Genomic DNA, 21,555 nt, shown 5'->3' with positions numbered 1-21,555 from the left:
CCTCCATGAGGACCATCTACCCGCTTTCGGAAAGCAAGGATACGTTTCTGGACCGGCTCGGCGCCCGTATGGCCGCAAGGTTGCAGACGCAGACCCTTGGCTACGAACCCTACACGCCATCCGACCCGGAAACGCTGGCGCGCACGCTGCGTCCGGGCGACGTCCTCTTGATCGAAGGCAACCAGAAGGTTTCCGCCGCGATCAAATACCTGACGCAATCCACCTGGTCGCACGCGGCATTTTTCGTCGGCGACGAGATGCCGCTGACGCTCGACCAGGCGACCCTGCCGGTGATCGAAAGGCCTCAACTGATCGAGGTGAATATCGGCGAAGGTTGCGTCGCGGTGCCGCTGAAGAAATATGCATCGTTCAACACGCGCATCTGCCGACCGGTGGCGCTGACGCCCGACGATCGTACCGCGCTGGTCGGCTTCATGATCGCCCGGCTCGGCATGAAATACGACCTGAAGAACATTCTGGATATGCTGCGCTATTTCATGCCGGCACCGCCGGTGCCCGTGCGCTGGCGTCGTCGCCTGCTGGCGCTTGGTTCAGGCGATCCGACGCGGGCGATCTGCTCGACGCTGATTGCCGAAGCCTTCGAGCAGATCCGCTATCCGATCCTGCCGGAGGTCACGCGCGCGCCTGGGCGCGCGTCGGCCGCCTCCACCTATTCACGCGAAGAGATCCTGCATATCCGCCACTATTCGCTCTATACCCCGCGCGACTTCGATCTCTCGCCGTTCTTCTCGATCGTCAAGCCGACACTCGAATTCGGCTTCGACTACAAGCGGCTGCGCTGGAACGGAGATTGACCGGCACGATGCCGGTCAAATGGGGCCGGTCAGATGTTGAGGTCGAGCGCGTGCTCGCGGGCCATGAAGTCGCGCTGGCGGTCGGTGATGTAATCGCGCACGATCGGTGCTGCGTCACGCGAGCGCGACAGCTGCATGTGGAAGACCAGCTGGCTGCCGGTGCGGAACATCATTTCGGCACTGATCAGATAGAACTCCCACATGCGGGCAAAGCGCTCGTCATACATCGCGATCACCTTGTCGCGGTTTGCCTCGAACCGCTCCCCCCAATGCGCCAGCGTCGTGGCATAGTGCACGCGCAGGAACTCTAGATCGGTGACCCAAAGGCTGTTGCGCTCGACGACGTCGAAGACCTCCGAAAGTGCCGGCGAATAGGCGCCGGGGAAGATGTATTTGCGCAGCCAGGCGCTCGCCATGCCGGGCGGGCTCATGTGGCCGATCGAATGCAGCACCGCAACGCCGTCATCCGGCATCAGCGCATTGAGTTTCTTGAAAAACTCGTCGTAGTGATTCACACCGACATGCTCGAACATGCCGACCGAAACGATGCGATCGAACGGTCCCTGCACATCCCGATAGTCTTTCAGTTCGAAGCGAACACGATCGGCGAGCCCGGCCGCCTGTGCGCGTTGCGAAGACAGCGCCTGCTGCTCCTTGGAAAGCGTCACACCCAGAACCTCGACGTTTTCGAGTTTCGCCAGGTACATCGCCAGATCGCCCCAGCCGGAACCGATATCGAGCACCTTCATGCCCGGCTCCAGGCAGAGCTTGGAGGCGAGCAGCCGCAGCTTGTTGCGCTGGGCTTTTTCCAGGCTCTCGTTCGGCTCGCGGAAATAGGCGCAGGAATAGAGCATGTTCTCGTCGAGGAACAACTTGTAGAAGTCGTTGCCGAGATCGTAGTGATGGGCGACGTTCTCCTGCGCCTTGCCCTTGGGATTTGCCTGCTGGCGCTTGCGGAAGCGCATCTTTATCGCGCGCAGCACCTTCTGGATCGGGTAGGAGCCGAGCGAGAGCCGGTTGATCGAAAACAGCGTCAGGAAATCCTTGAGCGTCGAGCCTTCCTCGAAGCGCATGGTACCGTCCATGTAGGCCTCGCCAGCCGCCAGCTCCGCATTGAAGACAAGGCTGCGATAGAGCTTCTTGTCGGTGAGCCGCATGGTGACTTCAGGCCCGGGCTCGCCGGAGAAGACATGCCTCCTGCCATCAGCGTCGATCACCGTCAGGCGACCCTTGCGAATGAACGACTTCATCATATGCGACAATGGAAACATGCGGGCCCTCTCATGGCGGAAACGTCGTAGCGCCGGCATCCTAGCACCCGTTTTTCGAAATGCTCCCCCTAAATTTGCGGTTGCTTATCCGATCTCTGCCACAGCTTCCGGGCTCTGCGGCGTCGCGCATCCGGTGACGCGCCGAGGACGCTGTAACGCTTTGAACTTGCTGCCTGGTTTTGCCCCTGAAACACCAACGGTCGAAGGAGCCCAGCAGTAGAAACGACAACGGGGACGGCAGGTTGAACCTGCCGTCCCCGTTCGATGCGATCGCTCGATCGTCAGTGCTTGAGCGTGTCAGTCCTTGGCGCGCTCGACATAGGAGCCGTCTTCGGTCGCGATGATGACGCGGGTGCCAGCCTGGATATGCGGCGGCACGAGCGTGCGAACGCCGTTCGACAGAATAGCCGGCTTGTAGGACGACGATGCCGTCTGGCCCTTGACGACCGGCTCGGTCTCGGTGATTTCGAGCGTCACGTGGCGCGGCAGGTCGATGGCGATCGCCAGGCCTTCGTGGATCGAAAGAATGCAGGCCATGCCTTCCTGCAGGTAGGCCTTGAGGTCGCCGATGTCGTCAGTGGTCATGACCAGCTGGTCGTAGCTTTCCGGGTTCATGAAGTGGAAGCCTTCGCCATCTTCATAAAGGAAGGTGTGCTCGCGGTCTTCGACGAAGGCGCGCTCGACCTGTTCGGTCGTGCGGTAGCGTTCGGAGACCTTCACGCCGTCGGAAATGCGGCGCATGTCGACCTGGGTGACCGGCGTGCCCTTGCCCGGATGGAAGTTCTGCGCGGTAAGAACGACATAGAGCTTGCCGTCAACGTCGAGAACGTTGCCCTTGCGGACAGATGAAGCGATGACCTTGACCATTAGTCTTCCTTGTAACAGAGGTATGCGCGACACGGCGCGCCGGGAAAGCCGGCCCCGAAAGACGCGAAAATTATGATATCGCGCCGCCACTACCCTAATTTCGTGCAAATAGCCAGCCTGCGCCGGCATTGACGCGAAGATAGCCTAGGGCGCGAAGAAAGCCTGGATCGAACGACCATGTCGCATGCCTCACCCTGGTGGACGCCGCACGTCCATGCCGACCGGCGCCCGTTTCTTCTCGGACGCAACCGGATCCAGTCGGCGCTGCGCCGGTTTTTCGACGAGCGCGACTTCATCGAGGTCGATACCGCGACGCTGCAGGTCTCACCGGGCAACGAAGCCCATCTGCACGCCTTTGCCACCCAGGCGCTCAACCATGACGGCTCCGCCGATCCGTTCTATCTGCACACCTCGCCGGAGTTTGCCTGCAAGAAGCTCATCGCTGCCGGTGAAAAGCGCATCGCCTGCTTTGCCCATGTCTATCGCAACCGCGAGCGTGGGCCGCTGCACCATCCGGAATTCACCATGCTCGAATGGTACCGCGCCGGTGAGACCTACGAGACGCTGATGCGCGACTGCGCCGAGATCCTGACGCTCGCGGCACAGACGACCGGCGTCAGTCAGTTCACCTTCCAGGGCCGCACCTGCGACCCCTTCGCCGAGCCCGAACGGCTGGCGGTGGCCGAAGCCTTCAAGCGTTTTGCGAAAATCGACCTGCTCGCTTCGATCGCCTCCAACGGAGAAACGGACCGGGACGCGCTTGCTAGCGCGATGGTATCGGCCGGGCTGCGGGTCGCCGCCGACGATAACTGGGCCGACCTGTTCAGCCGCGTGCTTGTCGAAAAGGTCGAACCGCATCTCGGCTTTGGCCGCGCGACGATCCTCGATGAATATCCGGTCGCTGAAGCAGCCCTTGCCCGGCCGACCGCGCGCGACCGCCGCGTTGCCGAGCGCTTCGAGCTCTATGCCTGCGGCGTCGAACTCGCCAATGCCTTTGGCGAACTGACCGATGCGGCCGAGCAGCGCCGTCGTTTCGAGATGGAAATGACGGAGAAGGCCCGCGTCTATGGCGAGACCTATCCGCTCGACGAGGATTTTCTGGCAGCGCTCGCCATCATGCCCGAGGCGAGCGGCATCGCGCTCGGCTTCGACCGGCTGGTCATGCTGGCGACCGGTGCGTCGCGCATCGACCAGGTGCTCTGGGCACCGGTGGCGGAGACGGCATCATGAACGTTCACCGGCCGATCAAGACAGCCGGCGAATTGGTTGATGCCGGCCTTATCGAACCGTCACAGCAAACCGTCGTTTCGCAGGTCGCCGAGCGCTACGCGGTCGCCATCAGTCCTGCTATCGCCAAGCTGATCGACCGCAACGACCCGAACGATCCGATTGCCCGCCAGTTCGTACCCGATGCCGCCGAGCTGACGCTGCTGCCGGAAGAGCGCGAAGATCCGATCGGCGACAAGGCGCACAGCCCGGTCGCCGGCATCGTGCATCGCTATCCCGACCGGGTGCTTTTGAAGGCCGTGCATGTCTGCCCGGTATATTGCCGCTTCTGCTTTCGCCGCGAAATGGTCGGACCGCAGGGACTGGGTACGCTGACACCCGCCGAACTCGATGCGGCGATCGCCTATATCGCCGAACATGACGAGATCTGGGAGGTCATTCTCACCGGTGGCGACCCGCTGGTGCTTTCGCCGCGCCGCCTCACCGAAATCATGGAGCGGCTGAAGCCGATCGCCCATGTCAAGATCGTGCGCTTCCACACCCGCGTACCGGTGGTCGAGCCCGAGCGCATCAACGCCGATCTCGTTTCAGCCCTCAAGGCCAGCGGCAAGGCGACCTATGTGGCGCTGCACGCCAACCATCCGCGTGAACTGACACAGGAAGCGCGCGACGCCTCGGCCCGGCTGATCGATGCCGGCGTCGTCATGGTCAGCCAGTCGGTGCTGCTGAAAGGCGTCAATGACGATGCGGACGTGCTTGCCGCACTGATGCGCGCCTTCGTCGAAACCCGGATCAAGCCCTACTATCTGCACCACCCGGATCTGGCACCCGGCACCAGCCACTTCCGGCTCTCGATCGAGGAGGGCCAGGCACTCGTCGCGTCCTTGCGCGGCCGGGTCTCTGGCCTCTGCCAGCCGACCTATATCCTCGACATTCCCGGCGGTCACGGCAAGACGGTGATCAGCGCGGCATCGATCGCTGCGGACGGCGGCGGTTGCTACACCGTGACCGACTTCCGCGGCAAAGAGCACGCCTACCCGCCAAAAATCTGAGAAAAATTTCAAGACGGCGTCACAGCGGCCGGAAGCCAATCGTCAGTTGGTCATGAGCAACGATCGACGGAGTTGTAATCATGACCGATATGAAAACCGTCCGTTACGAGCAGAAAATCCCCGACGGGCTCGGCGCGCTTGCCGGCGGACGCAAGACGATCGACCAGGACAGCATTGACCGGACCAAACAGATATCGAGGCATTGAGATGGGCGGCGCAAACAGCACGGCAATTTTCGAGGAGGCGCGTCCCCGCCTTCTCGGTCTGGCTTACCGGATCCTTGGTTCGCGCGCGGACGCGGAAGACGCGGTGCAGGACACGTTCGTGAAGTGGCAGGAGGCCGATCAATTGGCGATCGAAAGCCCGGCCGCTTGGCTGACGACCGCCTGCACCCGCCGCTGCCTCGACCTCTTGAAGGCGGCACACCGCAAGCGTGTCGACTATGTCGGTGCCTGGCTGCCGGAGCCGATCCACACGGCAAGCGACGACAATGCCGAGGAGAAGCTGGCACTGACCTCGTCGCTGACCACCGCCTTCCTCTTGATGCTGGAGCGGCTGACGCCGAAGGAAAGGGCTGCCTATCTGCTGCATGAAATCTTCGGCCAGCCCTATGAGGAGGTGGCTGAAACGCTCGACATGCAGGAGGCGGCCGCACGCAAGCTGGTGTCGCGCGCCAAGACCAATATCGGCGTGGAGAAGAGCCGTCACCAGACGCCGCGCGAACGCCAGGACGAGTTGCTGTCGGCTTTCCACACGGCGATCCACGGCGGCAATATTGCCAGCCTTTCGAGCCTGCTTTCCGCCGACGTACGACTGACGGCCGATGGCGGCGGCAAGGTGGCGACGGTGCTCGGCGTGCTCTCGGGCAAGCAAACCGTGCTTGCCTTCATCGCCGACCGGCTGACCGAATACTGGGCGCACTATGTCTGGGACGTTGCCGATATCAACGGCGGCCGCGGCATTGTGCTCCGGGGCGAGACCGAAAATGATATCGCCGCCAGCGTTTCCTTCGGCTATGACGGCGACGGAAACGTCAACGACATCTTCATCGTTCGCAATCCGGACAAGCTCACCCATCTCGGTGATGCCGTCGTCCACTGAATCAGAACATTTCCACGAAAAATGCGAAGCGCTTTTCCGTCAGGAAATGCGTAAAAACAATAGGATAGAGCCGCTCCAAAACTCCATTTGAAACGGGAGTGCTCTATCGGCGCCGACGGGGCAAGCCCGACGCGGCCGCGCAACGATGCACGGCGCGTTACTTGCCCGGCAGTCGTGAGGCGACAGGAAAAGGTGCACACATATGCTCGACAAGACATCCAGACCCGCTGAAAAAGCCGACAGCGGCTGGCTCGCTCTGCTGTCGGGCGAAAACGCCATCCATTCCGTCGTGCTGAGCGGCGGCGTAGCTCTCCATGCGCTCAACATCTATGTCGTAACGACGATCATGCCGTCGATCGTGCGCGAGATCGGCGGGCTCGAATATTACGCCTGGAGCACCACCGTCTTCGTGGCCGCATCCATCCTCGGCGCAGCACTCTCGGCCCGCTTGCTTGCCGTCGTCGGCGCCGGCTCGGCCTATGCGATCGGCGCGCTCGTCTTCGGCCTCGGCACGCTCATGTGCGCCTCCGCTCCCGATATGCTGGTGCTGCTTGGCGGCCGGGCGATCCAGGGCTTTGGCGGCGGCCTGCTCTATGCGCTCGCCTATGGCGTCATCCGCCTGGTGTTTGCGCCGGCGCTCTGGACCCGTGCCATCGGCCTGATCTCGGCGACCTGGGGCACGGCAACGCTTATCGGCCCGGCTGTTGGCGGCATGTTTGCGGAATTCGCCACCTGGCGCGCCGCCTTCTGGTCGCTGCTGCCGCTGACGGCACTTCTGGCAGCACTCGCCTTCTGGACGTTGCCGCGCAACGCTTCGTCCGAAGGAAATCGCACGCCGCTGCCGGTCGTGCAACTGCTGCTTCTGGTCGGCATCGTTCTGGCTCTTTCGATCGCAAGCACCCTGTCCACATCGGGCGAACAGCTCGCCTCGGTCGGCGCGGCCATCCTCATGTTCGCAGTGCTTCTCGTCGTCGAACGCCGGGCTGCCGGCAAGCTGCTGCCGAGCAGCAGCTTCACCATAACCTCCCCGCTGGCAGCGCTTTATGCTACGATCACGCTGTTGATGATCGGCATGCAGCCGGAGATCTACGTACCGTATCTGCTGCAGGAATTGCATGGGCTGTCGCCGCTGGTTGCCGGCTACATCGCCGCACTGATGTCGATCGGCTGGACCGCCGGATCGATGACCAGCGCGCACTGGCACGGCGACAGGGCGCAGCGCACGATCTTCGCCGGACCGGCCTTCGGCCTTGCCGGCCTGGCGCTGATCGCCATGTTCATGCCGATGGCCGGCACCGGGTTTGCCGCGATCTCCGCACCGCTTTCCGCCGGTATCATGGCGGTCGGTTTCGGCATGGGTTTCGCCTGGCCGCATATCGTGACGGCCGTCTACGAACTGGCACCACAGGGCGAGGAAGAGAAGGCATCGAGCTCGATCACCACCGTGCAGCTTTTTGCCGCCGCACTGGGTGCTGCCCTTGCCGGCCTGACCGCCAATCTGGCGGGTATCGAAGCAAGCACCACCGACGGCGTTGCCCGCGCGACGCAGTGGCTTTTCTGGCTGTTCGCGCTGGCACCGGCACTGGCGATGCTGACGGCGAGGCGCGTCCGTCGGGCGCGTGCGGTGAAGGCAGCCGACGACTAGGCAGCGGATACGTGCCACCGTTTCCGAGGCCGTGCCTCCTGCATAATTCCGTAAATCGGATCCGATTTAAGGATGAAATTATGCAGCACGTTTAAAGCGCTACAGCATCCTTTGTGCGTCATATTTGACGCGCGGCGCTGTGGGGAGGAAACGATGGATGCCGACGGGATCGGCCTGAGTGGCGCGCAAGAAACACTGCTGATCACGCTGCAGGCAAAGGCCGCCGAAAGCGCGCGTCCCGATTCCCTGCTGCGCGACCAATTCGCCGCCGATGCCATGCGTCGTCTCGGGCAAGCTGCGCAGCATCTCGACGTCGGCCACGACATGACGATCGGGATCGCCATGCGCGCCTATCTCCTCGACCAGTGGACACGGGCTTTCGTCACCAGGCACCCGGATGCAACTGTGCTGCATCTCGGCTGCGGCCTCGATTCCCGCGTTTTCCGCGTCGATCCGCCCGACGAGGTGCGGTGGTTCGACGTCGATTTTCCCGATGTGATGACGTTGCGCCGCACGCTCTATCCGGATCGCGCCAACTATACACAGATCGCATCTTCGGTGACGGAGGCGGGATGGCTTGCGGCGATACCGGATGACGCGCCGGCGATCGTCGTCGCCGAAGGCGTCCTGCCCTACCTTGCGGCAGAGGACGTCTACGATCTGCTTCGGCGTCTGCTGGAACGCCTGCCGGCGGGCGAGGTCGTCTTCGACGGCTATAGCCACCTGGGCATTCAATTGCTGCGCTTCAACCCCGCCATCCGCGCCACCGGTGCTGCGCTTCGCTGGGGCATCGACGATCCACGCATGCTGGAGCGGCAGGTGCCGGGCCTCAGTCTGCTGGAGGAGGTCAGCGACTACGATCCGAGCCAGATAGAAAGAATGTCAGCGGCCGCGCGCATCGCCATCCAGATCTTCAGCGTCATGCCCATGCTGCAGCGGATGGGGCGGCTTTTGCGCTACCGCTTTTAGCAGTACGGCGACGGGACGTCCGATCGACGAAGGGCCGCACTGTTCCCGGTGCGGCCCTTCTATATCAAGGTATCGCAGAGACCTATCAGCCCTGCTTGATCGGCGCGATCGAGATTTCGACGCGGCGGTTCTGCGCCCGGCCGGCCTCGCTGCCGTTGGAGGCGATCGGCCGTTCCTGGCCGAAGCCCATGGTGGCCATGCGGCGCTGGTCGACGCCCTGGCTTGCCAGATAATTGGCAACTGAGGCTGCGCGACGCTCGGAAAGGCCCTGGTTGTAGGAGGCGCTGCCGGTCGAATCGGTGTGGCCGTCGACGTCGATCAGCGTCTTGTTGAACTTGCGCAGCACGATCGCCACGGAGTTCAGCGTGTCGTAGAAGGCTGGGATTACCTGGTCGCGGTCGGTGGCGAAGGTGATGTTCGACGGCATGTTCAGGATGATGCGGTCGCCTGCGCGGGTAACGGAAACACCGGTACCCTGCAGCTGGGCGCGCAGTTCCGCTTCCTGGCTGTCCATGTAGTTGCCGACCAAGCCACCGCCGAGCGCGCCGATACCGGCACCGACGAGAGCGGCATCACGCCGTCCCGCAGCACTGCCGCCGACAAGAAGGCCGGTCGCTGCACCGAGACCCGCGCCGATCAGCGCGCCGCCGGCGGTGTTCGACATCTTCTGCTCACCCGTATAGGGATCGGTGGTCGTGCATCCCGAGAGATAGATGGCCGCTACAGCCAGTATGGCGCATTTCTTGATCATAGAATCAATGGTCCCCATTCGTGCTCAAAGGTGCTTCATACTAGCGATTGCGGCAGGAAGATGAAGAGACGTCCCACTGATGCCATTGTTTGGCGACAAATGGCGCCACGGCCACAGTCATCGTCATGACAGGGCCGGATACTAACCGATCCTTCACACGCTCTTGATAACAAGCGCGTTCGAGGAAAATCGAGGCGGACTATCTGATGGCAATCGAGTTTGGCGATACGCAACGCAGTCTCAGCGACACGCTCAACGGGATGATCGGGTCGATTCGCGGCAACACCATCACGCTTCGCGACCTGATGACGGGCATCGGCGAACAGGGCTTTCTCTTGCTGTGCGCGCTGCTGACGCTGCCGTTTCTGCTGCCGGTCTCCATTCCCGGCGTCAGTACCGTTTTCGGCGCCGCCATCATCCTGATCTCGATTTCGATTACCCTCAACCGCCTGCCCTGGATGCCGCAGCGCATCCTCGACCGGCAGATCGAAACCGAAAAACTGGTGCCGACGCTGCAGAAGGGGGCAGCGCTTGTCTCCAAGCTCGATCGCTTCGTCAGGCCGCGCTTCGGCTTCCTGACGCAAGGCGCACTGATGAACCGCTTCAACGGCCTGATGATCATGGCCGGAGGCGTGCTGCTGATGTTTCCGCTCGGCCTCATTCCGCTATCGAACACGCTGCCGGGCATCGCCATCCTGCTCCTGTCGCTCGGCATCATCCAGCGCGACGGACTGATGGTCGCTGGCGGCTATCTCTTCCTGATCGCAACCACGGTCTACTTCACCGTCCTCGCCTATATGGCAGTTGCGGCCGGCCAGGGCCTATCCAACTTCTTCGTTTCTTAAAACGTATCGCCATCGTGAACCTGACGCGTCGTCATCGACGCGCCGGTCGCGAGTCCGGCCGGCTACAGCGCCGTGCGTCAAATATGACGCGCAAAGGACGCTGTATCGCTTTAAACTTGCTGCATAATTTTATCCTTAAATCGGATTCGATTTAAGCAATTAAGCAGTAGCCGGAACGGCGCGATCTCATGCCGATGTCGCCTGGAAGCTCTTGTAGCTGGCGGAATCGGCCTCAACCCCGAGCTTTTCCATCAGCGCCGCACGATCGATGTTGAGGCTTCTATCGAACGCGCCGATCGCTGCTGCAACCTTCGGCGCGACCTCTTCGCTTTCGAATTCGATCATGGTGCAGAAGTTGAACTTTCCCGGGCCCGCATGCTGCTCGAGGAACAGGTCCTTGACGTAGCCGTCCTGGCTGCGGATCACTTCGAGGGTCTTTTCCACCAGTTCCAGAAACTGCGTCCGTGCGGCGGTCGGCACCGCAAACTTGTTGATACGATAGAGCGGTGCGACGATACCCGCCTTTGTATTGCTGCTCATTGAACTCTCCTTGAGTATCCCTTCAAATCCCGTCGGCGGCCATTCGGCGACGGGCAGGAACACTCGTACGACCTCAAGTAAAGTTGAGGTCAACAGGGGTTCGTGAGAAATCTGCGGCTGCCTGACGGCCGGAGTAGGCTCAGGTAGCAATGCCCTTGAGCACATTGGCGACGTTGAGGCCGATTTCGGGCACACCGTAGCCGCCCTCCATGCAGACGACGACCGGCAGGCCCGTCCTCTTCAACCTCTCGCCCATGCGCAGATAATCCTCCGACTTCAGCTTGAACGACGAAATCGGATCGCGCTCGAACGTGTCGACGCCGAGCGAAACCACCAGCGCCTCGGCGCCGAAGGTCTCGATGCGATGAAGTGCATCGTCCATCGCGGCCGACCAGGCCGAATAGGCCGTGCCGCGCGGCAGGGGATAGTTCTTCGTGGTGCCGAGGCCTTCGCCAGCCCCCTCTTCATCGGCAAAGCCGAGAAAGTACGGGAAAGCGTCGACGGGATCGCCATGCAGCGAGGCGAAGTAGACGTCGCCGCGTCCATAGAAGATGTCCTGCGTGCCGTTGCCATGATGGAAGTCGACATCGAGCACTGCGACCCTGGCAGCACCGAGATCGCGTAGCCGCTGGGCGGCGCAGGCGGCGTTGTTGATGAAGGAGTAGCCGCCATAGAGATCGATCGCCGCGTGATGGCCGGGCGGGCGGCAAAGCGCAAAGGCGGCCGTGTTGCCGGCGTCCACATGCTCGGCAGCCGAAAGCGCGCAATTCATCGCCGCGCGCGCGGCGACGTAGGTGCCTTCAGTGATCGATGTTTCCGCGGCAAAGGCGTAATAGCCGAGCGCGCCGTCGATATCCTTGGGCGGGTGCTGGCGCATCCGGCGCGCCGGGAAGCACGTCGGGATCGCTTCGCCGCGATAACCGTCAGCGACCCAGCGCGCCCAGGCGGTTTCGAGAAAGTCGAGATAGTCGGCCGCGTGGAGCTTGAGGGCCGTTTCCAGGCCGTGATGCGTGGGCGCAACCACATCGGCAAAGCCAGCCTCCTTCACCGCCGCCAAAATCCATTCGGCACGAAACGGCGCCTCGAACGGCGCCACCAGTTCGCCACCGAAGAGTTCTGTCCTGGCCTCACGGAGCTTGTGATCTTCGGAATAGAAAACGCGCATGGCAATGTCCCGGTTGAGTTCGTGAAGCGAGCGAAGCGTCGGCAAGCTAGCGCAGGGTTCGGGCCGTTGGCTACCTCAGCGGGCGCCCCTCATCCGGCCTGCCGGCCACCTTCTCCCCGCAAGCGAGGCGAAGGAGACGCGCGGCAAACTCCAGTCCCCCCTCTCCCCGCAAGCGGGGAGAGGGCTGGGGTGAGGGGCAGCGACACTGAAGGAGGGGCATCCGAGGGAGCGGCGATCCCCCTACGCCGCGATGCGCTTGTAGAAAAGCGTCGTGGCGCACAGGCCGCCCTCCGGCCACATGGCGTAATCGGGAATGACGCCGACGCGTTCCCATCCAAGGCGTGGATAGATCGCCTCCGCCTCGCTGCCGGTTGCCGTGTCGAGCACAAGCAGCACCTTGCCGCGTGCCGCCGCCTCCCGTTCGACGGCCTGCATCAGCAGCCGGGCGACGCCCTTGCCGCGGGCGGCGCGATGGACGAGCAGCTTCTTCAGATCGCCGCGATGCGGCTGGTTGGGCATCTGCGCCACGCCGACCTGGACCGTGCCGACGATCCGCCCCTCGTCTTCGGCAACTATCAGCAGCGTTTCATCGGCGGCAACCGCATTGGCGACGCCATCCCAGTAGGGCAACGCCGCCTCCGGCGGATAGGGCTGCATGAAACCGACGGATGCGCCGCCCTCGACGCAATCGGAGAGCACCTCGGCAAGCGCCGGCATGGCGGAACGGGTTTCGGCTTCGTTGAGCAGGCGGATCGTGATGTCAGGCATGGTCAAACCCTGGTTCGGCAAAGGACGACGGCATAGTGAGCCGGCTCATCATGGGGATTGTGAAAGACGTGGCCCTGCTCGAGCCCCATGAACAGGCAGTCGCCGGCTTCAAGCACATGCGACCCGGATTCCATGGTCAGTTCGAGCCGGCCGGAGAAAAGCCAGAGGTGCTGCGTAATGCCCCGATCGGCCGGTTGGCGTTCGAAGACGACGCGCGCGCCCGGCGGGAACTCGACCTCGACGATATCGACCGGCGAGCCGACACCATCAGGCGAGACCGAGCGGCGCAGATAGCCGGATTCCGGATCCCGCCAAAGTCTTTGATCGGCGCGCCGTGCAACCGGCGAAGCCTGCTGGCCGTCAAAGGCAAAGAGCGCCGACAGCGTAGTCGAGAGGGCGCTGCAAAGCTTGGCGAGCAGTTGCGCCGTCGGGCTCACCTCGCCGCGCTCGATGCGCGAGATCATGGCCCGGCTGACGCCGGACCGCGTCGCCAGATCGTCAAGTGTCAGGTTCTGCTCGGCCCTCAGCGAACGGACGCGTTCGCCGATGGCTTGTTCGAGTGGGTCGCCGGTGATTTCCATTATTTGAGATTACATTTCTCATATAATAGAGTCAAGACCTCGGGAACTGAAAATAAAGGCTGACAATGCCGCTTTGGCGACATTGCGACAACGCGCTTTCGGCTAAGGTCCGCAACGGGCATCCTGAGCGAAAAAACGTTCCCGCTCAATAATTTAGCACGACCTCACGAAACAGGCCGTCACGGCTGATGAAACGGACCGGCACGACATGGACAAGCAACCCTCCTCGCTGACGTCGATTGCCAGCATCGTCATGTCGATGACGGCTGTGGCGATCGGCAACGGCATGATGCTCGCCTATGTGCCTTTCGTGCTGACCCGGTCCGATGCGCCGGACTGGGTGCCGGGCGCCGCCGTCACCATGATTGCCTTCGGCGGGCTTGTCGGCTGCGTGATCGCCGGACCGATGATCCGCCGCGTCGGCCATGCCCGGGCGTTTTCCTGCTCGATGGCGCTGGTCATCCTTTCGGCGCTGACGATCAGTCTCGGCATGCACCCGATCCTCTGGGTGCTCGCCCGCGGCCTTTACGGTGCTGCCGGAAACACCAATTTCATCATCAGTCAGAGCTGGCTCAATCATGCGAGCGACAACCACTGGCGCGGCAGGGCGATGGCGATGTTCTACATGGCCTACGTGATCGGGCTTGGCACCGGCGCCTGGCTGTTCGGACAGATCCCCGTCGACGGTAACCTGCCGCCGCTCATCACCATCTTCTTCACGGCACTTGCCATCCTGCCGATCGGCCTGACGCGCCTGCCCACACCGCCGGCGCCGGCCAAGGTCAGCATCGATATCCCGATGGTCTGGCGCAGCTCACCTGTCGCCTTCATCGGCGTGCTTGCCGCTGGCGGTCTTTCGATGGTGGTACAGGGCTTCACGCCGATCTATGCGGCCGCCAATCAGGTGAGCCAGGGCGACGTTGCCAACCTGATGTTCGTGATGCAGCTCGGGCTGATCGCCATCCAGTATCCGATGGGCACGCTATCAGACCGGATCGACCGCCGGCTGGTGCTGATCGCCACCTGCCTGCTGATCGTTACCGCCGGCTTCTTCGCGCTCTCGGCGACCTTCAGCAATCTTCTCATGCTGATGGTGGTCTTCGCGCTGTTCGCCGGTGCGGTCGAGACCGTCTATTCCATCGCCAACGCACATGCCAACGACCGCACTGATCCGGCGGATTTCGTGCCGCTCGCCAGCACCATGCTGGTCGCCTGGTCGGCGGCGGCAACCCTGGTGCCGATGCTCGTCACGCTGCTGACGCCGGTGTTCGGGCCGCGTACTTTCATCTATGCGGCGATGGTCGTTGCGGCGCTCTATGCGCTGTTCGTGCTGATACGCCTCAGGAAACGCGACGAGGTACCCGCCGGCGAGCGCGAGACCTTCGAACTGAAGAGCGCGCAGGTGCCGAATGCCGGCGCGCTGATCGACGCGGATGCCAGAACCGAATAGCCGCCGCAGCCCCTCATTTATAGTGAACGAAGCCTTCATTTCCCGCTTTGCGCGGCTTGAAGGCACTGCTATATGCGGCCCATGAGCACAACATCTTCCAAGACGCCCCTGTCGCATATCCGTAACTTCTCGATCGTGGCCCATATCGACCACGGCAAATCGACGCTGGCCGACCGACTGATCCAGTCGACGGGCGGCCTTGCCGAGCGGGAAATGTCCGAGCAGGTGCTCGACAGCATGGATATCGAGCGCGAGCGCGGCATCACCATCAAGGCCCAGACCGTGCGTCTGCACTACAAGGCCAATGACGGCGAAACCTACGTGCTGAACCTCATCGACACGCCCGGCCACGTCGACTTCGCCTATGAAGTCTCGCGTTCGCTGTCGGCCTGCGAAGGTTCGCTGCTGGTCGTCGATGCGAGCCAAGGGGTGGAAGCCCAGACGCTCGCCAACGTCTACCAGGCGATCGACAACAATCACGAGCTCGTCACCGTGCTCAACAAGATCGACCTTCCCGCCGCCGAGCCGGAGCGGATCAAGGAACAGATCGAGGAAGTGATCGGCATCGACGCCTCCGAAGCCGTTCTGATCTCGGCCAAGACGGGCCTCGGCATTCCCGATGTTCTCGAAGCGATCGTCACCAAGCTGCCGGCGCCGAAGAGCGAGGGCGGCGATACCGCACCGCTGAAGGCGCTGCTGGTCGACAGCTGGTACGACGCCTATCTCGGCGTCATGGTTCTCGTGCGTATCATCGACGGCACCCTGAAGAAGGGCATGACCATCCGCATGATGGGCACCGACGCCAAGTACACGATCGAACGCGTCGGCGTGCTGACGCCGAAGATGGTGGCCATGGACGCGCTCGGCCCGGGCGAGATCGGTTTCATCACCGCTTCGATCAAGGAAGTGGCCGATACCCGCGTCGGCGACACCATCACCGAGGACAAGCGCCCGACCGCCAAGGCCCTGCCGGGCTTCAAGCCGGCGCAGCCGGTGGTGTTCTGCGGCCTGTTCCCGGTCGATGCCGCCGATTTCGAGGACCTGCGTTCGGCGATGGGCAAGCTGCGCCTCAACGACGCGTCGTTCTCGTTCGAAATGGAATCGTCGGCCGCGCTCGGCTTCGGTTTCCGCTGCGGCTTCCTCGGGCTCCTGCACCTTGAAATCATCCAGGAGCGCCTGGAGCGCGAGTTCGACCTCGACCTGATCGCGACGGCGCCTTCGGTCGTCTACAAGCTGTTCATGACCGACGGTTCGGAGCGCGAGCTGCACAACCCGGCCGACATGCCCGACGTCGTCAAGATCGCCGAGATCCACGAGCCGTGGATCCGCGCGACGATCCTGACGCCCGACGACTATCTCGGCGGCATTCTGAAGCTCTGCCAGGACCGGCGCGGCATTCAGATCGAGCTGACCTATGTCGGCACCCGCGCGATGCTGACCTACGACCTGCCGCTCAACGAAGTCGTGTTCGACTTCTACGACCGCCTGAAGTCGATCTCCAAGGGCTATGCCTCGTTCGACTACCAGATCACCGACCACAAGGAAGGCAACCTTGTGAAGATGTCGATCCTCGTCAACGGCGAGCCGGTCGACGCGCTGTCGATGATGGTGCACCGGATGGCGGCCGAAAAGCGCGGTCGCGAAATGTGCGAGAAGCTCAAGGAGCTGATCCCGAAGCACATGTTCAAGATCCCGATCCAGGCGGCGATCGGCGGCAACGTCATTGCCCGCGAGACCATCTCGGCGCTCCGCAAGGACGTGACGGCGAAGTGCTACGGCGGCGACGCCACCCGCAAGCGCAAGCTTCTGGAAAAACAGAAGGCCGGCAAGAAGCGCATGCGCCAGTTCGGCAAGGTGGAGATCCCGCAGGAAGCCTTCATCGCCGCGCTCAAGATGGGCGACGAATAAGCGTCAGACACCAATGACGTGCGTGGCGAAGGGGAGAGCCTGACGCCACGCCCTTGCTTGCAGACGTTCGCTGACGGCGTCTCCGTCCTCGGACTTGAGCCGAGGATCCACCTGCAAAATCTCGAAATAACGATCGCCTCTTTGCAGTTCGTGACGATGTCAGCATGGCCCGGCAGCGGGGCAGAGCTCGTCCATGGATCCTCGGGTCAAGCCCGAGGATGACAGTGGGAGGTGGTCCTGGCCAGCAACGGATCTCGGGGCAGTCGCCCACGGGGAGGCTGCAAAGCAGAGCTGATTTCTGTTCAGCCTCACACCCGACCGCCGTCATCCTCGGGCTTGACCCGAGGCCACCACCGACCACCAGCCGTCTTCAGCTCTCAGTGAGCAGATACCGCTTCGAGATGCGATCCACCGGAAGGCCGCTCTTGAGCGGCACCGCCTTGTCCACCTTGTAATCGACGAAACCCATCTTGCCGTAATAAGCAAGGCCGCCCGTGTTGTCGGCGCGGATGGTGGCGTTGATCGCGGTGAGGCCCAGCGCACGGGCATTGTCCCTCGTGGCCGCAAAGAGCGCCGAGCCGGCGCCGCGCACCTTGGCATCAGGGCGGGAGAACGTGCCGATATCGGCCCAGCCTTCCGGCAATCCGTCGTAGCGTTCCAGTGCCTGGAACGCGCAAGGGCGGCCGTCGACATCTTCGGCAACGAAGCAGCTGACGAAGCCCGGGCCGGCGAGGTAGTGCGCGGTAAAACTTTCGAGTGTGAACGGCGTCTCATTGGCAGTCGTGCCGCCGATCCGGATGATCTCGTTGAGGAAGGCGCAGAGCGCCGGCACGTCGGCAGGCGTTGTCGGACGCACCTTGATTGTTGTCATCTGGTCGACCATCAAAAACCTCTCTTTTGAACTACAACTTGCCGGATTGCGGCAGAGGCCGCGCCGGGTTGCCGACAACCGTCGCGCCCGCCGCCACGTCTCTCGTGACGACGGAGCCGGCCCCGACGATGGCGCCATCGCCGATCGTCACGCCACCGAGAATGATGGCGCCGCCGCCGATCCACACGTCCTTGCCGATCTCGACCGTCCTTGCGATCTCGATGCCACGGCTCCTGAGCGGCACGTCCTTGTGATGCTCGGCGCAATAGATCTGCACGCCCGGGCCTAGCATCGAACCTTCGCCGATCAAAATGCGGCCGCTGTCCAGCATGGTGCAGCCGGCATTGAGATAGACGCGGGGGCCAAGCGAAATGTTGATGCCATAGGAGCAATGAAACGGCGCTTCGATGAGAACATCATCGGCAACGCTCGCGAACAGCGCCCGAAGCGCCGGCGCCATCGACCCACGCGCATCGGGTGCCATGGTGTTGTGCTGGTGCACCGCGTCACGCGCGCGCTGACGCAGCCGCTCGAGTTCCGGGTCGAGGCAGCAGTACCAATCGCCCGCCGCCATCTTGCCGCGCTCGCTGGCGCTCACGGTTTTGCCCTTGCCTCGGCCGCTTGACGCCGCGCCAGGCTTTCCGCCGGCCACAGTGCCGCCATGTCGTAATAGATGTCGAAGACCGGGGCGCCGCCTTGAAGCGATAGCCAGGAGACCTTCGAGCGCGTGAAGATATGGGCATCCGGCGGGAAATCCGAAGGCCGATCGAGGCTTGCAATGCGCAGGAAGGCGAGCCAGCCGCGACGGCCGTAATCGCTCCAGAGCGCCGTCTGGCATTCACCGCAGCGATAGACATCGTGCGGCCGGCCACTCTCGGTCGGCAGCGTCACGACGATGGGTTCGCCTGCCGTCAGCTCGATGTTCTCACGCTCGATAACGCCATTGACAACGAAGGCGCTTCCGACCTGTCGCTGGCAATCGGTGCAATGGCAGCAGTTGACGAACATCGGCCGCCGTTTCAGCCGATAGCGGATGCGTCCGCAGAAGCAGCCGCCAGCAATGGTTTTATCCATCAGCAGGCCTCCTCCAGCACCTCGTCGCCCGACGCTGCGGCAATAGCATCGCCACGCCTGATGGTGGCGACCCAGGCGCGCGCCAAAGCGAGACCGGCGGCATTGGCCTTTTCGCCATGATGCCGGGCATGGGCAGGGTACTCTGCCAACCAGTTGGGGTCGAGCCGATTGATCGTCTGCGGGAACGAGCGGTTCCAATCCTCGACGAGATCGGTGTCGGCCTCGAAGTGGAATTGCGTGCCATAGGCGGCACGGCCGATGCGAAACGCCTGATGCCGGGTGACATCGTTTTCGGCAAGGTGCACCGCCCCTTCCGGCAGCGTGAAGGTATCGCCATGCCATTGGAAGATCGGAAAGCTTTCGCCGACGCTTGCCAGCACCGGATCGCTCTGCCCCTCGGCACGCACCCGCACATCGTGCCAGCCGAATTCTTTGGCTTCGCCCAACAGGTTCTTCGCACCATAGGCACGCGCCAAAAGCTGGCTGCCGAGGCAGATGCCGAGCACGGAACGCTCGCTGTCGCCGAAACGGCGCATCAGAGCTGCCAGTTGCGGGAGATAGGGGAAAGCCTCGTCGTCGAGCGCACTCTGCTCGCCGCCGAGCACGACCAGCGCATCGAAGCCATCGGGTTCAGTCGGCACCGGGTCGCCGGCATAGGCACGGCGAACCTCGATTTCGGCCTTGACCTCGCGAAGCGCCGTGCCGACCTGGCCGAGCTCCGTCTTCGCCATGTTTTCCACCACCAGTACCCGCATCATCACCTTCCCTTTGCCGTATGGGCGGAAGATTGATCACGACATGCGCCCCGCTTCAAGAGGAGAGAACCGGCATGGTGCTCATTGACCAACGCAGCCGGGCCTTGACTTCCGTGCCAAACTTTCCGACTTTCCTGATATCATGATGCTCGCGATTTCTTCCCTTCGCTGCTTCCGGGTGTGCCCGATCGCAGGAACCTGACCCCAGCCCGGATGCTTGCGCTCTCCGGGTCAGGGGAGCCTTTCGCGTCGGCAAATGAGAACCTCCGTTCCCATGCCACGATCCGAGCGCCGCGTTTTTCCAGAAAGAATCAGCAATGACGGCGCCCATGGCCCGTCGACAAGAACGTCAGGTTATCATCATGGCGACCACCGCCCGTAACAAACTTCCCGCGATCATCATCAATGCCGAGGACCACAAGCGTCTGACGGCGCTTGCCTCCTCCGCTCTCGACCGCATCCCCGAGGTCGCCGAGGCGCTTCTGTCCGAACTCGAACGGGCGCGGGTGACCACCCCTGGCAAGCTGCCGGCCGACAGCGTCCAGATGGGATCCACCGTCGCCTTCGACGCCGACAATGGTTTTGCCAAGCAGGTGACGCTCGTCTATCCCGGCGAGGCCGATATCGAGGCTGGGCGTATTTCGGTGCTGACGCCGATCGGCGCAGCACTCATCGGCCTGTCCGTCGGCCAGTCGATCGATTGGCACGACCGCTCCGGCAAGGTCCACCGGATGACCATCCGCAACGTTACACCGGCCGAGCGGGCCTGAGCGCACCCCCGAAACGCGTCGAGGAGGCCGGTCGTCAGACCGCCCTCCCCGCTTTTCAATCAACTCTTGCCCGAAGGTCGATCAGAACTGCTTGCCGAGCTTGGCGTCGACGGACTGGCTGTTGGCGCCGCGAACGGCGAAGAAGAACAGGATCGCTGCCCAGAGAATGGACTTTTCGGCGCCACCGAGGCCCTGGTCCTGCACAACGCCATGGAAGTAGACAGTGACGAGCAGCACGATCATCGCGGCAACCGAGGCCGGACGGGTGAGAAGGCCGATCGCGATCAGGATGCCGCCGAAGAATTCTGTGGCGGCCAGCAGCGGCGACCAGAAGACGCCGGGGTAGAAGCCGAGGCTTTCGACCATGCCGACAGCCCCGAAGGGATTGATGATCTTGCCGTAACCGTGGGTTACGAGCAGGACGCCGCACAGAACGCGCAGCAGCGTTTCGGCAAAGGTATCAAGCGGCAGATAGATCTTTTCCAGTGCCGGGAGGATTGCACGGGGACGGGAGGTCGAGACGGTAGCATCAGTCATGGGTAGGTCCTCTTGGAGGTGGCTGCGACAATATGTGCAATGCAGCAATGTCTCGCCGGGCGTCTTTTCGTTTGCAAGGGAGCGACCGATAAAAACATGACTAAATCAGTTGACAATTGCGTGAGAGGCGCGTGACCGCCGGTTGTTTCCAGATCGACCGCTACCGCGCCAAGCGGTCGGCGTGACGCACCAGGGACGGTGTAACGCCTGAAACCTGCTGTGTAATTTTCTCATTTAACCGGTTCCGGTTTTACGGGGTTATGCAGTATGTTGCCGCGCACAAACCAGCCGGGAACCACCAGATGGACGAGAAGCCGCGGATCACCATCCTTTATTGCACGCAGTGCAACTGGCTTTTGCGCGCCGGCTGGATGGCACAGGAGCTGCTGCAGACCTTCGGCCAATCGTTGGGTGAAGTGGCGCTGATCCCCGGCACCGGCGGCAATTTCGAGATCCGCGTCAATGACGAACTGATCTGGGAGCGCAAGCGTGACGGCGGTTTTCCCGGACCGAAAGAATTGAAGCAGCGCATCCGCGACATCATCGAGCCGGAGCGCGATCTCGGCCACACCGACAGGAGCTGATCCTGGATT

Annotated in this window: 24 protein-coding genes; 12 read left to right on the top strand and 12 right to left on the bottom strand. The window is 62.7% G+C overall.

All coding sequences use genetic code 11. The features are described from left to right. The first annotated feature begins 5 nt into the window (after positions 1-5). Entirely contained in the window at positions 6-815 is an 810-nt protein-coding gene (locus tag C6558_RS00905; protein WP_038575805.1) for a YiiX/YebB-like N1pC/P60 family cysteine hydrolase, read from the top strand. 29 nt (positions 816-844) lie between these two features. Here C6558_RS00905 and C6558_RS00900 read toward each other — a convergent pair whose 3' ends face one another. Beyond that, positions 845-2,086 carry a cyclopropane-fatty-acyl-phospholipid synthase family protein gene (locus C6558_RS00900; RefSeq protein WP_025425544.1) on the bottom strand — a complete coding sequence of 414 codons (1,242 nt, stop codon included), beginning with the start codon at positions 2,084-2,086 and terminating at the stop codon, positions 845-847. Between the two features lie 297 nt (positions 2,087-2,383). Continuing rightward, positions 2,384-2,953, bottom strand: a complete 570-nt coding sequence (gene efp / locus C6558_RS00895; protein WP_025425543.1) for an elongation factor P — start codon at positions 2,951-2,953, stop codon at positions 2,384-2,386. Positions 2,954-3,130: 177 nt separating this feature from the next. Between efp and epmA the strand changes: the two genes are divergently transcribed. From epmA to C6558_RS00870, 6 genes are all read left to right on the top strand, one after another. After that, a complete protein-coding gene (epmA, locus tag C6558_RS00890; RefSeq protein ID WP_025425542.1) occupies positions 3,131-4,183 on the top strand; it encodes an EF-P lysine aminoacylase EpmA in 1,053 nt (350 codons plus the stop codon). Further along, positions 4,180-5,232 carry a lysine-2,3-aminomutase-like protein gene (locus C6558_RS00885; RefSeq protein WP_025425541.1) on the top strand — a complete coding sequence of 351 codons (1,053 nt, stop codon included), beginning with the start codon at positions 4,180-4,182 and terminating at the stop codon, positions 5,230-5,232. Before epmA ends, C6558_RS00885 begins: the two co-directional genes overlap by 4 nt. An 80-nt stretch (positions 5,233-5,312) precedes the next feature. Continuing rightward, positions 5,313-5,438 (top strand): hypothetical protein, encoded by a 126-nt coding sequence (locus tag C6558_RS41370; RefSeq protein ID WP_255569777.1) that lies wholly within the window; start codon positions 5,313-5,315, stop codon positions 5,436-5,438. A 1-nt stretch (position 5,439) separates the two neighbouring features. Then, positions 5,440-6,333: an RNA polymerase sigma factor SigJ gene (gene sigJ, locus C6558_RS00880; RefSeq protein WP_025425540.1), complete on the top strand. Its 894-nt coding sequence runs from the start codon at positions 5,440-5,442 to the stop codon at positions 6,331-6,333. Between the two features lie 202 nt (positions 6,334-6,535). After that, a complete protein-coding gene (locus C6558_RS00875; protein ID WP_081788828.1) occupies positions 6,536-7,978 on the top strand; it encodes an MFS transporter in 1,443 nt (480 codons plus the stop codon). 153 nt (positions 7,979-8,131) lie between these two features. Next, positions 8,132-8,947, top strand: a complete 816-nt coding sequence (locus C6558_RS00870; RefSeq protein ID WP_107026815.1) for a class I SAM-dependent methyltransferase — start codon at positions 8,132-8,134, stop codon at positions 8,945-8,947. A gap of 85 nt (positions 8,948-9,032) precedes the next feature. Here C6558_RS00870 and C6558_RS00865 read toward each other — a convergent pair whose 3' ends face one another. Then, positions 9,033-9,698 (bottom strand): OmpA family protein, encoded by a 666-nt coding sequence (locus tag C6558_RS00865; RefSeq protein ID WP_025425537.1) that lies wholly within the window; start codon positions 9,696-9,698, stop codon positions 9,033-9,035. A 206-nt stretch (positions 9,699-9,904) separates the two neighbouring features. On the opposite strand from C6558_RS00865, the gene C6558_RS00860 reads away from it, so the two are divergent. Further along, positions 9,905-10,543: an exopolysaccharide biosynthesis protein gene (locus tag C6558_RS00860; RefSeq protein WP_025425536.1), complete on the top strand. Its 639-nt coding sequence runs from the start codon at positions 9,905-9,907 to the stop codon at positions 10,541-10,543. A 186-nt stretch (positions 10,544-10,729) separates the two neighbouring features. Here C6558_RS00860 and C6558_RS00855 read toward each other — a convergent pair whose 3' ends face one another. From C6558_RS00855 to C6558_RS00840, 4 genes are all read right to left on the bottom strand, one after another. Continuing rightward, positions 10,730-11,083: an antibiotic biosynthesis monooxygenase gene (locus C6558_RS00855; protein ID WP_107026814.1), complete on the bottom strand. Its 354-nt coding sequence runs from the start codon at positions 11,081-11,083 to the stop codon at positions 10,730-10,732. Between the two features lie 139 nt (positions 11,084-11,222). Next, positions 11,223-12,248: a histone deacetylase family protein gene (locus C6558_RS00850; protein ID WP_025425534.1), complete on the bottom strand. Its 1,026-nt coding sequence runs from the start codon at positions 12,246-12,248 to the stop codon at positions 11,223-11,225. A 240-nt stretch (positions 12,249-12,488) separates the two neighbouring features. Then, positions 12,489-13,016, bottom strand: a complete 528-nt coding sequence (locus C6558_RS00845; protein WP_025425533.1) for a GNAT family N-acetyltransferase — start codon at positions 13,014-13,016, stop codon at positions 12,489-12,491. Positions 13,017-13,018: 2 nt separating this feature from the next. After that, positions 13,019-13,597, bottom strand: coding sequence for a helix-turn-helix domain-containing protein (locus tag C6558_RS00840; RefSeq protein ID WP_025425532.1), 579 nt, complete (start codon positions 13,595-13,597; stop codon positions 13,019-13,021). Between the two features lie 208 nt (positions 13,598-13,805). On the opposite strand from C6558_RS00840, the gene C6558_RS00835 reads away from it, so the two are divergent. Then, complete coding sequence (locus C6558_RS00835; protein ID WP_025425531.1) at positions 13,806-15,047, top strand: MFS transporter; 1,242 nt, start codon at positions 13,806-13,808, stop codon at positions 15,045-15,047. A gap of 81 nt (positions 15,048-15,128) precedes the next feature. Then, complete coding sequence (gene lepA, locus C6558_RS00830; protein ID WP_371412227.1) at positions 15,129-16,955, top strand: translation elongation factor 4; 1,827 nt, start codon at positions 15,129-15,131, stop codon at positions 16,953-16,955. Positions 16,956-17,325: 370 nt separating this feature from the next. On the opposite strand, the gene C6558_RS00825 is transcribed toward lepA, so the two are convergent. From C6558_RS00825 to C6558_RS00810, 4 genes are read right to left on the bottom strand one after another with little or no spacing between them, the layout of a single operon-like run. Then, on the bottom strand, positions 17,326-17,838 hold the full coding sequence (locus C6558_RS00825) for a GNAT family N-acetyltransferase (protein ID WP_225906193.1): 513 nt from the start codon (positions 17,836-17,838) through the stop codon (positions 17,326-17,328). Positions 17,839-17,857: 19 nt separating this feature from the next. Beyond that, positions 17,858-18,424 (bottom strand): sugar O-acetyltransferase, encoded by a 567-nt coding sequence (locus C6558_RS00820; protein ID WP_025425528.1) that lies wholly within the window; start codon positions 18,422-18,424, stop codon positions 17,858-17,860. Next, the gene (locus C6558_RS00815) at positions 18,421-18,900 is read right to left on the bottom strand and encodes a GFA family protein (protein ID WP_025425527.1); all 480 of its coding nucleotides are present in this window, start codon (positions 18,898-18,900) and stop codon (positions 18,421-18,423) included. The genes C6558_RS00820 and C6558_RS00815 overlap by 4 nt, the downstream gene beginning before the upstream one ends. Beyond that, positions 18,900-19,655, bottom strand: coding sequence for a type 1 glutamine amidotransferase (locus C6558_RS00810; protein ID WP_025425526.1), 756 nt, complete (start codon positions 19,653-19,655; stop codon positions 18,900-18,902). The genes C6558_RS00815 and C6558_RS00810 overlap by 1 nt, the downstream gene beginning before the upstream one ends. 362 nt (positions 19,656-20,017) lie before the next feature. Here C6558_RS00810 and rnk point away from each other — a divergent pair, with 362 nt between their 5' ends. Next, positions 20,018-20,425: a nucleoside diphosphate kinase regulator gene (rnk, locus tag C6558_RS00805; protein WP_038576621.1), complete on the top strand. Its 408-nt coding sequence runs from the start codon at positions 20,018-20,020 to the stop codon at positions 20,423-20,425. A gap of 81 nt (positions 20,426-20,506) precedes the next feature. Here the strand turns inward: rnk and C6558_RS00800 are convergent, their stop codons facing one another. Next, the gene (locus C6558_RS00800) at positions 20,507-20,962 is read right to left on the bottom strand and encodes a DoxX family protein (protein WP_025425524.1); all 456 of its coding nucleotides are present in this window, start codon (positions 20,960-20,962) and stop codon (positions 20,507-20,509) included. A gap of 302 nt (positions 20,963-21,264) precedes the next feature. Between C6558_RS00800 and C6558_RS00795 the strand changes: the two genes are divergently transcribed. Continuing rightward, the gene (locus C6558_RS00795; protein WP_025425523.1) at positions 21,265-21,546 is read left to right on the top strand and encodes a SelT/SelW/SelH family protein; all 282 of its coding nucleotides are present in this window, start codon (positions 21,265-21,267) and stop codon (positions 21,544-21,546) included. Positions 21,547-21,555 lie beyond the last annotated feature (9 nt).

The sequence above is a fragment of the Ensifer sp. NM-2 genome, assembly GCF_003024455.1.
Lineage (GTDB): Bacteria > Pseudomonadota > Alphaproteobacteria > Rhizobiales > Rhizobiaceae > Ensifer > Ensifer canadensis.
The sequence above is the reverse complement of the archived record's forward strand: the minus strand, read 5'-3'. Positions and strand labels throughout refer to the sequence as shown.

What these genes read in the sequence shown, in the direction of transcription:
- C6558_RS41370 (WP_255569777.1), top strand. Translation starts at nt 5,313, where the DNA reads ATGACCGATATGAAAACCGTCCGTTACGAGCAGAAAATCCCCGACGGG.
- C6558_RS00885 (WP_025425541.1), top strand. Translation starts at nt 4,180, where the DNA reads ATGAACGTTCACCGGCCGATCAAGACAGCCGGCGAATTGGTTGATGCC.
- C6558_RS00845 (WP_025425533.1), bottom strand. Translation starts at nt 13,016, where the DNA reads ATGCCTGACATCACGATCCGCCTGCTCAACGAAGCCGAAACCCGTTCC.
- epmA (WP_025425542.1), top strand. Translation starts at nt 3,131, where the DNA reads ATGTCGCATGCCTCACCCTGGTGGACGCCGCACGTCCATGCCGACCGG.
- C6558_RS00825 (WP_225906193.1), bottom strand. Translation starts at nt 17,838, where the DNA reads ATGGTCGACCAGATGACAACAATCAAGGTGCGTCCGACAACGCCTGCC.
- rnk (WP_038576621.1), top strand. Translation starts at nt 20,018, where the DNA reads ATGGCGACCACCGCCCGTAACAAACTTCCCGCGATCATCATCAATGCC.
- efp (WP_025425543.1), bottom strand. Translation starts at nt 2,953, where the DNA reads ATGGTCAAGGTCATCGCTTCATCTGTCCGCAAGGGCAACGTTCTCGAC.
- C6558_RS00900 (WP_025425544.1), bottom strand. Translation starts at nt 2,086, where the DNA reads ATGTTTCCATTGTCGCATATGATGAAGTCGTTCATTCGCAAGGGTCGC.
- C6558_RS00865 (WP_025425537.1), bottom strand. Translation starts at nt 9,698, where the DNA reads ATGATCAAGAAATGCGCCATACTGGCTGTAGCGGCCATCTATCTCTCG.
- lepA (WP_371412227.1), top strand. Translation starts at nt 15,129, where the DNA reads ATGAGCACAACATCTTCCAAGACGCCCCTGTCGCATATCCGTAACTTC.
- C6558_RS00870 (WP_107026815.1), top strand. Translation starts at nt 8,132, where the DNA reads ATGGATGCCGACGGGATCGGCCTGAGTGGCGCGCAAGAAACACTGCTG.
- C6558_RS00855 (WP_107026814.1), bottom strand. Translation starts at nt 11,083, where the DNA reads ATGAGCAGCAATACAAAGGCGGGTATCGTCGCACCGCTCTATCGTATC.
- C6558_RS00795 (WP_025425523.1), top strand. Translation starts at nt 21,265, where the DNA reads ATGGACGAGAAGCCGCGGATCACCATCCTTTATTGCACGCAGTGCAAC.
- C6558_RS00800 (WP_025425524.1), bottom strand. Translation starts at nt 20,962, where the DNA reads ATGACTGATGCTACCGTCTCGACCTCCCGTCCCCGTGCAATCCTCCCG.
- C6558_RS00835 (WP_025425531.1), top strand. Translation starts at nt 13,806, where the DNA reads ATGGACAAGCAACCCTCCTCGCTGACGTCGATTGCCAGCATCGTCATG.
- C6558_RS00850 (WP_025425534.1), bottom strand. Translation starts at nt 12,248, where the DNA reads ATGCGCGTTTTCTATTCCGAAGATCACAAGCTCCGTGAGGCCAGGACA.
- C6558_RS00905 (WP_038575805.1), top strand. Translation starts at nt 6, where the DNA reads ATGAGGACCATCTACCCGCTTTCGGAAAGCAAGGATACGTTTCTGGAC.
- C6558_RS00815 (WP_025425527.1), bottom strand. Translation starts at nt 18,900, where the DNA reads ATGGATAAAACCATTGCTGGCGGCTGCTTCTGCGGACGCATCCGCTAT.
- C6558_RS00875 (WP_081788828.1), top strand. Translation starts at nt 6,536, where the DNA reads ATGCTCGACAAGACATCCAGACCCGCTGAAAAAGCCGACAGCGGCTGG.
- C6558_RS00810 (WP_025425526.1), bottom strand. Translation starts at nt 19,655, where the DNA reads ATGCGGGTACTGGTGGTGGAAAACATGGCGAAGACGGAGCTCGGCCAG.
- sigJ (WP_025425540.1), top strand. Translation starts at nt 5,440, where the DNA reads ATGGGCGGCGCAAACAGCACGGCAATTTTCGAGGAGGCGCGTCCCCGC.
- C6558_RS00840 (WP_025425532.1), bottom strand. Translation starts at nt 13,597, where the DNA reads ATGGAAATCACCGGCGACCCACTCGAACAAGCCATCGGCGAACGCGTC.
- C6558_RS00860 (WP_025425536.1), top strand. Translation starts at nt 9,905, where the DNA reads ATGGCAATCGAGTTTGGCGATACGCAACGCAGTCTCAGCGACACGCTC.